Annotated in this window: 13 protein-coding genes; 10 read left to right on the forward strand and 3 right to left on the reverse strand. The window is 69.0% G+C overall.

The window, feature by feature from the left end:
* Positions 1-59: 59 nt before the first annotated feature.
* Positions 60-1,517: an amidophosphoribosyltransferase gene (purF, locus tag ASE95_RS00645; protein ID WP_056630042.1), complete on the forward strand. Its 1,458-nt coding sequence runs from the start codon at positions 60-62 to the stop codon at positions 1,515-1,517.
* Complete coding sequence (locus tag ASE95_RS00650; protein ID WP_056630044.1) at positions 1,517-2,230, forward strand: SDR family NAD(P)-dependent oxidoreductase; 714 nt, start codon at positions 1,517-1,519, stop codon at positions 2,228-2,230. Before purF ends, ASE95_RS00650 begins: the two co-directional genes overlap by 1 nt.
* Positions 2,231-2,390: 160 nt before the next feature.
* On the opposite strand, the gene ASE95_RS00655 is transcribed toward ASE95_RS00650, so the two are convergent.
* Genes ASE95_RS00655 through ASE95_RS00665 form a run of 3 tightly spaced genes read right to left on the reverse strand, consistent with a single transcriptional unit; the run spans position 2,391 to position 5,885 of the window.
* Positions 2,391-3,602 carry an SAM-dependent methyltransferase gene (locus ASE95_RS00655; protein ID WP_056630047.1) on the reverse strand — a complete coding sequence of 404 codons (1,212 nt, stop codon included), beginning with the start codon at positions 3,600-3,602 and terminating at the stop codon, positions 2,391-2,393.
* A 13-nt stretch (positions 3,603-3,615) separates the two neighbouring features.
* Positions 3,616-4,956 (reverse strand): cryptochrome/photolyase family protein, encoded by a 1,341-nt coding sequence (locus ASE95_RS00660; protein ID WP_056630050.1) that lies wholly within the window; start codon positions 4,954-4,956, stop codon positions 3,616-3,618.
* 8 nt (positions 4,957-4,964) lie between these two features.
* Positions 4,965-5,885: a histone deacetylase family protein gene (locus ASE95_RS00665; protein WP_056632813.1), complete on the reverse strand. Its 921-nt coding sequence runs from the start codon at positions 5,883-5,885 to the stop codon at positions 4,965-4,967.
* Between the two features lie 42 nt (positions 5,886-5,927).
* Between ASE95_RS00665 and ASE95_RS00670 the strand changes: the two genes are divergently transcribed.
* The 8 genes from ASE95_RS00670 to ASE95_RS00705 all read left to right on the forward strand — a co-directional run bounded on the left by ASE95_RS00670 (position 5,928) and on the right by ASE95_RS00705 (position 14,438).
* Entirely contained in the window at positions 5,928-6,911 is a 984-nt protein-coding gene (locus ASE95_RS00670) for an alpha/beta hydrolase (protein ID WP_056630053.1), read from the forward strand.
* Between the two features lie 31 nt (positions 6,912-6,942).
* A complete protein-coding gene (locus ASE95_RS00675) occupies positions 6,943-7,440 on the forward strand; it encodes an RNA pyrophosphohydrolase (RefSeq protein WP_056630056.1) in 498 nt (165 codons plus the stop codon).
* A gap of 16 nt (positions 7,441-7,456) precedes the next feature.
* Positions 7,457-8,515 (forward strand): DUF481 domain-containing protein, encoded by a 1,059-nt coding sequence (locus ASE95_RS00680; protein WP_235528107.1) that lies wholly within the window; start codon positions 7,457-7,459, stop codon positions 8,513-8,515.
* Between the two features lie 23 nt (positions 8,516-8,538).
* On the forward strand, positions 8,539-9,741 hold the full coding sequence (locus tag ASE95_RS00685; protein WP_200918705.1) for a hydrolase: 1,203 nt from the start codon (positions 8,539-8,541) through the stop codon (positions 9,739-9,741).
* Positions 9,738-10,754 carry an arginine N-succinyltransferase gene (locus ASE95_RS00690; protein WP_056630060.1) on the forward strand — a complete coding sequence of 339 codons (1,017 nt, stop codon included), beginning with the start codon at positions 9,738-9,740 and terminating at the stop codon, positions 10,752-10,754. Before ASE95_RS00685 ends, ASE95_RS00690 begins: the two co-directional genes overlap by 4 nt.
* The gene (locus tag ASE95_RS00695) at positions 10,751-12,004 is read left to right on the forward strand and encodes an N-succinylarginine dihydrolase (protein WP_056630062.1); all 1,254 of its coding nucleotides are present in this window, start codon (positions 10,751-10,753) and stop codon (positions 12,002-12,004) included. The genes ASE95_RS00690 and ASE95_RS00695 overlap by 4 nt, the downstream gene beginning before the upstream one ends.
* Complete coding sequence (locus ASE95_RS00700) at positions 12,001-12,240, forward strand: hypothetical protein (protein WP_056630065.1); 240 nt, start codon at positions 12,001-12,003, stop codon at positions 12,238-12,240. Before ASE95_RS00695 ends, ASE95_RS00700 begins: the two co-directional genes overlap by 4 nt.
* A 62-nt stretch (positions 12,241-12,302) precedes the next feature.
* Positions 12,303-14,438 (forward strand): TonB-dependent receptor, encoded by a 2,136-nt coding sequence (locus tag ASE95_RS00705; RefSeq protein ID WP_056630068.1) that lies wholly within the window; start codon positions 12,303-12,305, stop codon positions 14,436-14,438.
* Positions 14,439-14,736: the final 298 nt, after the last annotated feature.

Genomic DNA, 14,736 nt, shown 5'->3' on the forward strand with positions numbered 1-14,736 from the left:
ATGACATTTGCACGACGCTCGCTATATGCGGCTCCGCACCACGCGAGCCCCCACCGCTTATGCTGACCACCCATCCGTTCGACGACGACCATCTGCACGAGGAGTGCGGCATCTTCGGCGCCTCCGGCTCCGAAGGCGCCGCGGCGCTCGTGGCGCTGGGCCTCCACGCGCTCCAGCATCGCGGTCAGGAAGCTGCGGGCATCACCAGCTTCGACGGCCACGTCTTCCACACCCATCGCGCGATGGGCCATGTCGCGGGCAATTTCGACCGCGACGAAGTGATCCGGGCGCTGGCAGGCGACGTCGCCTGCGGCCATGTCCGCTATTCGACGACCGGCGAGACCGCGCTGCGCAACGTCCAGCCGCTGTACGCCGAGTTGCAGTCCGGCGGGTTTGCGATTGCGCATAACGGCAACATTTCCAATGCTATGCGGCTGCGACGCGAGCTGATCCGGCGCGGCTCCATCTTTCAGTCGACATCCGACACCGAGACGATCATCCATCTGGTCGCGACCAGCCAGTATCGCACGTTGCTGGACAAGTTCATCGACGCGCTGAAGCAGGTCGAGGGCGCCTATGCGCTGATCGTGATGACCCCCGACGGGATGATCGCGTGCCGCGACCCGCTGGGCATCCGTCCGCTGGTGATGGGCAAGCTGGGCGAGACCTATATCTTCGCCAGCGAAACCGTGGCGCTCGACGTGGTCGGCGCGACGTTCGAACGATCGGTCGAGCCGGGCGAGCTGGTGATCGTGCAGAATGGCGAGTTGCGCTCGATTCGCCCGTTCGAGCAGGTGCCGGCGCGGCCGTGCATCTTCGAATGGGTGTATTTCTCGCGGCCCGATTCGATCGTCGACGATCATTCGATCTATTCGGTGCGCAAGAACATCGGCGCGCAGCTGGCGATCGAATCCCCTGTCGGGGCCGATCTGGTCATCCCGGTGCCGGATTCGGGCGTGCCTGCCGCCATCGGTTACGCGCAGCAATCGGGTATCCCGTTCGAGCTGGGGATCATCCGGTCGCATTATGTCGGGCGCACGTTCATCCAGCCGGGCGACAAGGTCCGCCATCTCGGCGTCAAGCTGAAGCACAATGCCAATCGCGCACTGATCCAGGGGCGAAAGGTGGTGCTGGTCGACGATTCGATCGTGCGCGGGACGACCAGCCTGAAGATCGTGCAGATGATGCGCGAGGCGGGCGCGGCGGAAGTGCACATGCGCATCGCGTCGCCGCCGACCCGACACAGCTGCTTCTACGGCGTCGATACGCCGGAGCGCGCCAAGTTGCTGGCGGCGAAGCTGGATCTGGGCGGAATGACCGACTTCATCCATGCCGACAGCCTGGCATTCGTGTCGATCGACGGGCTGTACAAGGCACTGGGCGAGTCGCAGCGCGCCGAAGGACGGCCGCGTTATTGCGATGCGTGCTTCACCGGCGATTATCCCACGACGCTGACCGATCATGACGAATCGAGCGCGGTCGACCAGTTCGCGATGCTGGCCGAGCGGGTGAATTGATGACGGACGCATTGCCGTTGAAGGACAAGCTCGCGCTCGTCACCGGGGCGAGCCGCGGGATCGGCGCGGCGACCGCGATCGCGCTGGGCGCGAAGGGTGCGCATGTCGTGTTGACCGCGCGCACCGCCGCCGGCCTGGAAGAGGTCGAGCAGGCGATCTTCGACGCGGGCGGATCGGCGACGATCGCACCGCTGGATCTGGCGCAAAGCGATTCGATCGCGCGGCTGGCGACGGCGATCGGCGAACGCTGGCAGGCGCTGGACATGATGGTGCTGAACGCCGGCATGCTCGGCACGCTGGCGGCGGTGCCTGCGATCGACGCGAAGGAGCTGGCGCAGGTGCTGACGCTGAACGTATCGGCGCAGGTGGCGATGATCCAGTCGTTCGACGCGATGCTCCGGCGGTCGCCGGGCGCGCGGGTGATCGGCGTGACCTCCTCCGTCGGGCGAACGGCACGCGCCTATTGGGGCGCGTATGGCGCGTCGAAGGCGGCGTTCGAGACGCTGCTGGAGGCATATGGCGACGAAACCGCCGAGGTCAGCAAGGTGCGGGTCGCGGTGCTGGACCCCGGCGCGACGCGAACCAAGATGCGCGCGCGCGCCTATCCGGGCGAAGATCCGGCGTCGGTGAAGCCGCCCGAGGTGGTGGCGGAACGGATCGTGGCGTTGGCGGTCGACGGGTTTGGCGTGAACCACCGGGAGCGGGTGGGCTGAGGGTTCTTTTGCGCGTGCCGCGCCCTCGAAAGCATGAAGACTGGTTTCTGGTGGGTGCGCGACGCTCGCACTGACGGCACGGCATCGATGCCAATCCGCAACCGTTTGCCGCGCGTTGCGGGGTCGGACGGCTTCCGGTGGGAAGCTGCCCCGGGGCGGGTCAGGGTTTGACGAGCGTGACGTGCAGCACGTCGATCCCGCCCCCGCGGAAGCCGCCTTCGCAATACATCAGGTAATATCGCCACAGCCGCTGGAAGCGCGGGTCGAAGCGGTCGGGCAAGCGGCCTTCGGCGGCGGCATGATCGAAGCGGCGACGCCATTCGTGGAGCGTCGCGGCATAGTCATGGCCGAACCGCTGTTCGTCATGCCATGCCAGCCCGTGCGCGGCGGCGAGCGCGCGGAACCGGCTGGCGGAGATCAGCGATCCGCCGGGGAAGACGTAGCGCTGGATGAAGTCGGCGCTGCCGTTATAGGCGTCCCAGATATCGTCGGCGATGGTGATGAACTGGAGCGCCGCGCGGCCGCCGGGTTTGAGGACGCGGGCGACGGTGGCGAGATAGGCGGGCCAATATTCGGGGCCGACCGCCTCGACCATCTCGATGCTGGCGACCGCGTCATAGCCCTCATGTGCGTCGCGATAATCGGTGAGCGCGACGGTGACGCCGGGCAGGTCGCGGGCCAGGACGTGGTCGCGCTGTTCGGTGGACAGCGTCAGGCCGTGGACCTGCACGCCGGCGGCGGCGGCGGTGGCGGCGAACGAGCCCCAGCCGCAGCCGATCTCCAGAACGCGCTGCCCGGCGGTGGCGCGGGTGCGTCCGAGGATCGCGTCGAGCTTGCGTTGTTGCGCGCGCTCCAGCGGTTCGCCGGCCACCATGCCGAGCGCGCTGGAATATGTGAGCGTGGCGTCGAGCCATTCGCGATAGAAGTCGTTGCCGAGGTCATAATGCGCGGCGATGTTGCGGCGCGCGCCGCTGCGATGGTTGCGGCGCAGGCGGTGACCGATCCACATCGCGAGTCGCGCGACATGCTTGGCGCGCGCGACGTCGCCGAGCGCGGCGCGATTGCGGACGAACAGGTCGAAGATCGGGACGGGATCTGGGCTGGTCCAGTCGCCCGCCTGCCATGCCTCATACCAGCCGATCGAGCCGGCGGTGACCAGCCGGCGCAGCGCGCGCCAGCGGATCAGCCGGATATGCGCCACCGGGCCGGGGGCGTGGCCGCCGACCAGCCGCCGCGTACCGTCGGGCAGCTCAGCCTCGATCGCGCCGGCGCGCAGGCCGCGGTCGATCCTGTCGAGGATGCGGTGGTAGAGCGGCGCGAGCAGTTGCGCGCGACGCGACGGTGGCAGGGGGTGTGAGGTGGCCGCGTCCATGGCGGACGCCGCCCTATCGCACCTTCCGGTTCGCCGCCAGCGCGCGTTCGCGTGCCTCGCGGTGGCCGATCAGCTTGGCGGGATAAGCGTCGGGGCGCTGGCCGCTCGCATCGGGATCGTGGATAGCAGCATCGGGGAGGCCGGCGAGTTCGGGCACCCAGTGACGAATATAGTCGCCCGCGCCGAACTTCTCCGATTGCGACAAGGGCGCCATGATCCGGCCGAACATGTTGGCGTCGACCCCGGTGCCGGCGACCCATTGCCAGTTGACGGCGTTGTTGCCGTAATCGGCATCGACCAGACAATCCCAGAACCAGCGTTCGCCGGCGCGCCAGTCGATCAGCAAGTGCTTCACGAGGAACGAGGCGGTAATCATCCGCACACGATTGTGCATCCAGCCGGTGTGCCACAACTGCCGCATCCCGGCGTCGACGATCGGATAGCCGGTGCACCCGCGCTGCCATGCGCGCAGATCGGCATCGGCACCTGCTCCGGTGCGCCAGGGCAGCTTGTCATAGGCGGCACGGCCGTTGCGACCGGCGTAATCGGGTAGCGCAAGGACGACGCCGTCGGTGAAGTCGCGCCACGCCAGTTCCTTGCGGAACGTAACGTCGTGCGTATCGCTGGCGTGCCACACGGCGCGCGGCGAGACCTCGCCGAAATGGAGATGCGGCGATAGGCGCGACGTGCCCTCCTCCGCGGGCAGGTTGCGGCGATCGTCGTAACCTTCGAGGTCGAGTGCGGCGATCTTGCGCTGCGCCTCCTCCTCGCCGGGCGTCCAGTCGAACGCGCCCGACCAGTCCGGCGTGGTGGGCAACAGCTGCCAGTCGGCGAGCGTGTCGCCCGATGGCCATTCGTCCGGCGCGGGGATTTCGTCGGGAATCGACAGCGGCTTTTCCGGGGGCAGATGTTCCTGCAATCCCTTCCAGAACGCGGAATAGATGCGGAACTGGCTGCCCGATCCGGTGGTGACATGTTCGGGCGGGGCCAGATGGTTGCCGTCGTGCAGGCACAGGCGCTCGCCCAACGCAGCCTCCGCATTGCGCCACCACGGTTCGTAGTGACGGATGGCGTGAATCGCGTCGGCGCCGGTCTGCTCCATCAGCCCGGTGAGGATTGCGACGGCATCGCCGCGGCGCAGGATCAGCTGGCTGCCATGTTCCTTCAGCGCGGCGGCGAGCGCGGTCAGGCTGTGGTGCAGCCACCAACGTTGCGCGCCGCCGATCCGCCAGTCACCCGCCGCAGCGTCGTCGAGGACATACACCGGGATCACCGCGCCCTGACAGGCGGCGGCGACGAGCGCCGGTTGATCGTGAAGGCGCAGGTCCTGCCGCAGCCAGAGCAAGGTGGTCATCGATCGCGCTACGAACGATGCGCCCCACCGGTTCCGGCGAACGCCGCCGCCAGCGTCTCGATGACGCGGACGTGGCGCGCGGCGATCGCCATGACGTCGTCACCGTAACCGCCGCCGACGGTGCAGGCGAGCGGCGCGCCAGCGCCGATCGCGAGCCGCGCGACGAGGCGGTCGCGCGCGACGAGCCCGTCCCCGGTGAGCGCAAGCCGGCCGAGCCGGTCGCCCGCGAACGGATCGACCCCGCCCTGATAGAGGATCAACGTCGGTCGCCACTCCGCGATCATCGGGGCGAGCGTTTCCTCCAGCACGGCGAGATACGCGTCATCGCCCAGCGCGTCGGCAAGCGGCACGTCGAGCGTGGAGCGCGCCTTGCGGACGGGGAAGTTCTTCTCGGCATGGATCGAATAGGTGGCGATCTGCGGATGGCCGGCGGTGAGCGCGGCGGTGCCGTCCCCCTGATGGACGTCGACGTCGACGATCAGCACACGCTCGGTCGCCCCCTCCTCCACCAGCCGCAGTGCCGCGACGGCGAGGTCGTTGAACACGCAATAGCCCGCTCCCGTATCCGCCAGGGCATGGTGGCTGCCACCGGCGGTGTTGGCGGCGAAGCCGTGATCGAGCGCGAGGCGGGCAGCGAGGTACGTACCGCCGGGCACCATCTGCGCCCGGCGGGCCACGACCGGGGAGACGGGAAAGCCGATGCGGCGTTCCTTGGCCGGGGGCACCTGCGCCGACAGGACTTCCGCGACATAATCGGGATCGTGCGCGCGCTCCAGCCAGTGGCGCGGCATCGCATCGGGCACGAACCACGTCGCGCGGTCGCCCCAGGCCTGCAACAGGTCGCGGATCGCACCGTTCTTGCCCCAGCGATACGTGCTGCGCGCCGGGGCCTCGGTAACGTAGTCGGGGTGATGTACGATGGCGATCATCCGCATAAGATAGGGGCGCGCCGCCCCGCGCAGGAGTGCCCGATGACCGAGCCCACGACCGATGCCGCCCCTTTCGTCCGCGCCGACGTGCGGGCGTTCCTTGGCTATCTCAACAACCTGCCCGGTCCGCGCACCCACGAGATGACGCTGGTGGAGGCGCGGACGGCGATGCGGGCGATGTGCGACGTCGCCGATCCGCCGCGTGGCGAACTGGCGGTGATCCGCGATGTGACGATCCGCGGCGCAGGATCGGACGATATGCCGGCGCGGCTGTATGATGCGCGGGAAACGCGTGCGCCGGGGCCGGCGGTGGTGTTCTTCCATGGCGGCGGCTGGGTGATCGGCGACATCGACAGCCATGCCAGCCTTGCCGCCGAGATGGCGCGGCAGCTGGACCTGCCGGTGATCTCGGTCGGTTATCGGCTGGCCCCGGAAGCGCCCTTCCCCGCCGCGCCGGACGATGCCGAGGCGGCGGCGCGCTGGGTGGCGGAAAGCCCGGACGCGCTGGGCCGCGCCGTGACCGGGCTGGTGGTGAGCGGCGACAGCGCCGGGGGCAATCTGGCGATCGTGGTCGCCGCCGCGCTGCGCGATCGCCCCGCCGCGGTGCCGGTGATCGTACAGGCGCCGATCTATCCGGCGACCGACGCGACGCGGCATTATGCGTCGTTCGATTCATTCGCCGACGGTTACCTGCTGACCCGCGAAACGATGGCGTGGTTCGGCGGGCAATATCGGCCGGTGGCGGACGACCCGCGCTTCTCCCCGCTGGCGGGCGAACTGGCCGGGTTGCCGCCGGCGGTGATCGTGAGCGCCGGACTGGACCCGCTGCGCGATCAGGCACGCGCCTATGCCGCGGCGCTGGCGCTGGCCGGGGTGGCGGTGACGTATCAGGAGGCGGCAGGCAATATCCATGGTTTCGCCACGCTGCGCCGCGCCATCCCGTCGAGCCAAGGCGACATCGCCGCCTTTCTTGATGCGGTGAACGCGGCGGTCGCGTCCGCGCAGCGCGCGCAGGCGGCGGGTTGATGCCGCCGCGCGCGCGGCCTATCGGGCGGCGATGACAACGCCAGATACGCTGCCCTATCGCCCGTGCGCCGGAGTGATGCTCCTCAACCGCGACGGGCAAGTGTTCGTCGGCCAACGGCTCGATAACATCTTGGAAGCGTGGCAGATGCCGCAGGGCGGGATCGACCCCGGCGAGGATGCGCAGGCCGCCGCGATCCGCGAATTGTGGGAAGAGACCGGCGTGACCGCCGACAAGGTGACGTTGATCGCCGAGGCGCCGGACGAGCTGTTCTACGACCTGCCCGCCGAGATGGTCGGCAAGGTGTGGAAGGGCCGGTATCGCGGCCAGCGTCAGCGGTGGTTCCTGTTCCGCTTCGACGGCGAGGACCACGACGTCCGCATCGATACGCCGCACCCCGAATTCCGGGCGTGGCGCTGGGCTGCACCCGAAGATCTGCCGACGTTGATCGTGCCGTTCAAGGCGCAGCTGTACCGCGACGTGCTCGCCGCGTTCGCCCCGCACCTGCCGGGCGGCGGCGGCGCGGCCTGAGCACGGCACGCCCGATATGCTGACGACGGTCATCGGCACGATCTGCCTTGCCGCGCTGCCCGATCCGGTGGTGGCGCAGGCGACCCGGCGTCCGGCGCGGGCGCGGCGCGCGCGGCGGACCACGACGCTGACCCGACCGGAAGCGGAAGTCGAGCCGGTCACCATCGACGCCCCGATGCCACAGGTGCCGGCGGCGGAACTGGGCGAGTTGGGCGTGACGCTGGGCAAGATCCCCGGCCCGGAGATTCCGCCGGAAATCCGCGCGATGCTGGATGCCGCGATGCAGGCCGGCGACGAGGGCGGCGTCGACACGCTCGTCAAATACGCGCGCAACGGCGACCCCGGATCGCGCGACCTGGTGCTGCGCCGCGCGAGCGAGTGGAAGGATGCGCGCGCGCGTGCCCGCAACGAACGGGTGCGGCAGGCAAGCGCGTTTCAGTTGTGGAGCGGACGCGTGGAAGCCGGCGGGTTCATCTCGACCGGCAATTCGGATGTGACCGGCCTGACCGGCGTGGCCGACCTGACTCGCGAGGGGCTGCGCTGGCGGCACCGGGTGATGGCGCAGGCCGATTTCCAGCGCACCGGCGGCGTCACCAGCCGCGAACGCTACGTCGCGGCGTACCAGCCGAACTACAAGATCAACGACCGTGGCTATGTCTACGGCAACGGCCAGTACGAATCGGACCGGTTCCTGGGTTATTTCAGCCGTTATTCGGGGTCGGTCGGCGCGGGTTACAGCGTGATCCGGCGCAACGGGCTGACGCTCGACCTCGAACTCGGCCCGGCATTTCGCCAGACCGAGTTCACCGATCGCACGATGCAGGGCAGTCTGGCGGCGCGCGGCAGCATGGAGCTGAACTGGACGCTGCTCAGCGGGCTGGTGGTGACGCAAAGCGCGTCGGGTTACCGGGAACGATACAACAGCACGGTACGCAGCGTATCGGCGATCGAAGCGAAATTGCTGGGGCCATTGTCGGCGCGGCTTTCCTATACGCTGCAATATGAAAGCGAGCCGCCGAACGGGCGGGTGACGACGGATACCACCAGCCGCGCGGCGCTGGTCTATACCTTCTGACCGACACAGGTTAGAACCCGCCCATGGAGAAATTGACGGTCACCGAACGTGCGGCGGTCGAGCGTCTCGACGCTGGCGCGATGCTGGCGCGGGTCGAACGCTGGGCGGCGATCAACAGCGGGACACGCAACCTGCCCGGCTGCGCGGCGATGGCGACGATGCTGTCCGAGGCGTTCGGAGTGTTGCCCGGCACGGTGCGGCTGATCGATCCCGCGCCGGTGCAGGCCGTAGGCGCGGACGGCGCGGTGAGCGAGTTGTCGCACGGGCAGCATCTGCACCTGAGCGTCCGCCCCGACGCACGCCTGCGGATGTTGCTGACGGGGCATATGGACACCGTCTACCCCGCCGACCATCCGTTTCAGGCGATGACGTGGCGCGAGCCGGGGGTGCTGAACGGGCCGGGCGTCGCCGACATGAAGGGCGGACTGGCGCTGATGCTGGAGGCGTTGCTGGCGATCGAGGCGATCGCGCCGCACATCGGGTACGACGTGCTGATCAACGCCGACGAGGAGACCGGATCGCTGTCGTCCGCGGCGTTGCTGGCGGAGGTGGCGCACGGCAAGGCGGCGGCGCTGACCTACGAACCCGCGCTGCCCGACGGAACGCTAGCCGGCGCGCGTGGCGGAACCGGCAATTTCTCAATCGTCGTGCACGGACGCGCCGCACATGCCGGACGCAATCCGGAGGACGGACGCAATGCCATCGTCGCGGCCGGCGCGCTGGCGGTACGGCTGCACGGCGAACGCTCGCCGCGGCTGGCGGTGAACCCGGCGCGCGTCGATGGTGGCGGGCCGAACAACGTCGTCCCGGATCTGGCGGTGCTGCGCGTCAACTTCCGCCCTGCCGATGCAGCCGAGATCGCGCGCGCGCGTGCCGCGATCGATACGGCGGTGGCCGAGGTGGCCACGGCGCATGACGTGACGATCGCGGTGCACGGCGGCTTCAATCGCCCGCCCAAGCCGATCGACGCAGGCGCGGCGCGGCTGTTCGGGCTGGTGCAGGCCAGCGGTGCCGATCTGGGACAGGCGATCGGGTGGCGCGACACCGGTGGCGTGTGCGACGGCAACAATATCGCGGCGTGCGGCGTCCCGGTGGTCGACACCATGGGCGCGCGCGGCGGCGCAATCCATTCGATGGAGGAATTCCTGATCGTCGACAGCCTTGCCGAGCGTGCCGCCCTGTCCGCGGTCACGATGCTGCGAATCGCGGACGGGGCGCTGGCATGACCTTCGTGATCCGCGCCGCGGGTTCTGGCGATCTGGCGCATCTGTACGAGATGGCGAAGCTGACCGGGGGCGGGTTCACCAACCTGCCGCCGGATCGCGCCGCGCTGACCGCCAAGCTGGCGCGCAGCGCGCAGGCGTTCGGGCATGACGAGGCGACGCTGGCCGACGAAGCGTTCGTGCTGATGCTGGAGAATGACGCCACCGGCGAGGTGCGCGGCACCTGCCAGCTGTTCACGCATGTCGGGCAGAAGCATCCCTTCTACAGCTACCGCGTCGGCACGCTGACCCAGTATAGCCGCGAACTGACGCGGACGTTTCGGGCCGAGATGCTGTCGTTGACCACCGACCTGGAGGGCGCGAGCGAGGTCGGCGGACTGTTCCTCCATCCCGGCGAGCGCGCCGGGGGACTGGGTTTGCTGCTGGCGCGCAGCCGCTATCTGTTCATCCGCGCGCATCGCCCGCGCTTCGCCGACCGGACGCTGGCCGAGTTGCGCGGGGTGATCGACGAGGCGGGCGGCTCGCCGTTCTGGGACGGGCTGGCCGGGCGGTTCTTCGGCATGGGGTTTCAGGAAGCGGACCAGTTCAATGCGGTCAACGGGCACCAGTTCATCGCCGACCTGATGCCCAAGCACCCGATCTACACCGCGATGCTGAGCGACCACGCCCGTGCCGCGATCGGGCTGCCGCATCCATCGGGACGCGCGGCGATGCGGATGCTGGAGAACGAGGGGTTCGCATATGAAAAATACGTCGATATCTTCGATGGCGGGCCGACGATGACGGTCAGGACCGACCAGATCCGCACGATCCGCGATGCGCGGGACGCGGAGGTGGCAGCGATCGGTGACGACGGCGATACCGAGGCGCTGGTCGCGACCGGCCGGCTGGCGGACTTCCGTTGCGCCTATGCCCGGATCGCAATGGCGGACGGCGGCGTCATGCTCGATCCGCGCGGCGCGGCGGCGCTGCGCGTCGGGACCGGCGACCGGGTAAGCTGGATCGGACGGATATGATACGCGAGATCAATTTCGACGGCATTATCGGGCCGAGCCACAATTACGCCGGGCTGAGCCCCGGCAATCTGGCGGCGACCGCCAACGCCGGGGCGGTCGCGCATCCACGCGCCGCGGCGCTGCAAGGCGTGGCGAAGATGCGCGCCAATCTGGCGCTAGGGTTGGTGCAGGGCGTGCTGATCCCGCCGCCACGCCCAAACCACGAATGGCTGGCGCGGTTGGCCACCGACTACGACGCAGCCCCGCCGCATATGAAGGCGCAGGCGCTGTCCGCGTCGTCGATGTGGGCCGCCAATGCGGCGACCGTCTCGCCCGCGCCCGACACCGTGGACGGGCGCTGTCAACTGACCGTCGCCAATCTGGGGACGATGCCGCATCGCAGCCACGAATGGCCGGACACGCTGGCGCAACTGCGGGTGGCGTTCGGGGACGAACGGCATTTCGCGGTGCGCGCACCTGTGCCGGCGCCGTTCGGCGACGAGGGCGCGGCCAACCACATGCGGCTGTGCGCCGCGCATGACGCGCCGGGCGTCGAGGTGTTCGTCTACGGCGTGAGCGGGGGCCCCTTCCCTGCCCGCCAGCATGTCGAGGCGAGCCGCGCGCTCGCGCGCGCGCACGGGCTGGACCCGGCACGGACGCTGTTCGTCCAGCAATCGGTCGCAGCGATCGCGGCGGGAGCGTTCCACAACGACGTCGTCGCGGTCGCCAACGAACGCGTGCTGTTGACGCACGAACTGGCGTTCGAGGATCGCGACGGTTTCCACGCCGACCTCCGCCGCCTGTTGCCGGAGGTCGAGATCGTCGAGGTGCCCGCCGCCGAGGTGAGCCTGGCCGACGCGATTGGATCGTATCTGTTCAACGCGCAGCTGGTGACCCCGCCGGACGGGTTGCCGACGCTGATCGTTCCGGAGGAAGCGCGGGCGAACCCGCGCGTGTGGGCGTGGATCGAGGCGCATGTCGCCGGCAATGGCGCGATCCGCCGGGTCGAGGTGGTCGACGTGCGCGAGTCGATGGCAAACGGTGGCGGGCCGGCATGCCTGCGGCTGCGCGTGGCGTGCGATCCGGCGACGGTCGACCCGCGCTTTCTGGTCGACGCCCACCGGCTGGACCTGATCGCCGGAGTCATCGAGCGGCACTGGCCCGAGACGATCGGGCCGGAGGCGATCGGTGACGCCGCGCTGCTGGTGCGCATCGCGGAAGCGCGGTCGGCGCTGGTCGAGGCGCTGGGCCTGACGGAGTTGCAGGGATGACCGCCCGGCTGGTGCGATGGTGGCGCGGGTTCGCCCGGCTGTTCGTCATCAAGACCAAGTTCGAGGCGTTCATGCTGATCTACGCCATCGCGGTCGGCGCGGTGGAGCGTGGCATGACCTATCTGCACCGCTTCCCCGGCAGTCCTGGCTGGATCATGTTCACGGCATGCACGATCGTCGTCTTCATGGCGGGCGGCAAGATTCTGGACGGAGTGGCACGCGACGCGACGGACTGAGCGTCTTCGCTATTGTTATGTTGTAACATGAGGCTATTGGGCAGCGATCAACGGAGTCGTCCATGAAAGCCATCCTGTTCGCCGCGGTCGCGCTTGCGCCGCTTGCCCTGACCCTGCCCGCCGCGGCACAGACCCAAGACACGCCGGCGCGGCAGCGCGATCCGCACCGCTCCGATGAGGTGATCGTCACAGCGCCGATCCAGACCAGCGAGACCGATGTGCTGCAAGGCACGTCGGTGCTGACCGGTGCGAACCTGACCCGCGAGTTGCGCCCGACGATCGGCGAGACGCTGGCACGGTTGCCGGGCGTGTCGGCGACCTCGTTCGGTCCCAATGCCTCGCGTCCGATCCTGCGCGGTTTCCAGGGCGATCGCATCCGCGTGCTGACCGACGGGATCGGCTCGATCGACGTATCGAACACCTCGGTCGATCACGCGGTGGTCATCGATCCGCTGCTCGCCGAGCGGATCGAGGTGCTGCGCGGACCGGCGGCGTTGCTGTACGGGTCTTCGGCGGTGGGCGGCGTGGTCAACGTCGTCGATCGCCGCATCCCGCGCGCGCTGCCCCAGAACGGCTACCGCGTCGATGCGATCGGCAGCTACGGCAGCGCGGCGGACGCGCGCTCGATCGGCGGCGCGGCGGACGTCACCGCAGCCGGCCCGCTGGTCCTGCATGTCGACGGCTCGTATCTGAAGTCGGACGACCTGCGCACCGGCGGGTTCATCCTGTCACGCGCCGCACGCCGCGCCTCGCTGGCCGCCGCGGGGGTGCCGCAGGAGGGCGAGGAAGCGATCGACTTCGCGGGCAATGCGGGGCTGCGCGGCAAGCTGCCCAACAGCGCTTCGGAGACGTGGACGGCGGGCGCGGGGGCGTCGATCATCACCGACGGCGGGATGCTGGGTGCCTCCTACGCGCATTACGACAGCCTGTACGGCGTGCCGGTCCGCTACGCGACAGCGGCCGGGCAGGAGCAGGAAGCGCCGCGGTTGGACGTGGCGCAGGACCGCTACGACCTGCGCGCCGAAGTGACGCCGCACGGTGCGGTGATCGATGCGATCCGCGTTCGCGCCGCCCATGCCAACTATCGCCACTTCGAGCTGGAGGAGGACGGATCGGTCGGTACCGCCTTCTATAACAAGGGGCTGGAGGGCCGGCTGGAGGTAGTGCAGGCCAAGCGCGGCGCGTGGCAGGGTGCCAGCGGCGTGCAATATTTCAGCCGCGCGTTCGACGTGGTCGGCGAAGAGGCGTTCCTGCCGCGTAACGACACCCAGCAGACCGGCCTGTTCACGCTGCAACAATATGAGGACGGGCGCTTCAAGGCCGAGGGCGGGGTGCGTTACGAGCACACCTCGCTGACCGCAGACGCCGGGTTCCGGGAAGGGACCGAGCGCTTCACCGCGCAGCAGCGGCAATTCGACACCTGGTCCGGATCGCTGGGCGCGGCCTATACGCTGACCGACGGCGTCCGGATCGGGCTGAACGGATCGCGCACCGCGCGCGCGCCGTCGGCGGAGGAGCTGTTCGCCAACGGGCCGCACGCCGGCACGCAGGCCTATGAACTGGGCAATCCCGACTTCCGTGCGGAAACGTCATGGGGACTGGAAGCGACGCTGCACGCGCATAACGACATTTTCAGCCTGGATGCGTCGGCCTATTACAACTGGTTCGACAATTACATCTACGAAACGCAGGTCGCCGAGGTGCCGTGCGTCGCGGCGGCGGGTGACGAGATCGATCTGCCATGCTTCCGCTACGATCAGGCGAAGGCGCGTTATTACGGTTTCGAAGCCGATGCCTCGGCACGGCTGGCCACGATCGGCGCGCATATCATTACCGCCGACCTGCTGGGCGATTACGTCCACGCCGAGGTGGTCGATCGTGGGCCGGTTCCGCGCATCCCGCCCTTGCGTCTGCTTGGCGGGATCGAGGCGCGCAGCGACACCAGCGGCGGGCGCGTCGAGGTGGAACGGGTGTTCCCGCAGAGCCGCACCGCGGCGTTCGAGACGCGCACCGACAGCTACACGATGGTCAACGCATCGCTGTCGTTCCACCCATGGGGCGGCAGCGACCGGCGCAGCATCCTGCTGGCGGCGAACAACATCTTCGACGTCGAGGCGCGACGTGCGTCGAGCGTGCTGAAGGATTTCGCACCATTGACGGGTCGCGACGTCCGGGTGACGTTCCGGGTTGGCATTTAGGCCGAACCGACGTTCAGCGCCTCACGGTTGCCGGACTGTCCGGCGACGATGACTGTCCGGTCGGGCGAAGCACGCTCGCACGATCGGGCAGGTCTGCGCCTTGCGTCCGTAATGGCGAGCGCAGCGAAGCAATCCAGCGTTCCGGGCGACGCCCTGGGTTGCCTTGCTGCGCTCCCATCGACGGCGCTTTCGGGGGTCCGGCGGGATGTCAATCGGCCGCACGGCGACGCTGCCTGCGCGCACCGGCGGGACGACCGCTCTGGCGGGCGGGCCGGTCAGAGCTTCGATGGCGAACCGG

The organism is Sphingomonas sp. Leaf231, assembly GCF_001421995.1.
Taxonomy (GTDB): Bacteria; Pseudomonadota; Alphaproteobacteria; order Sphingomonadales; family Sphingomonadaceae; genus Sphingomonas.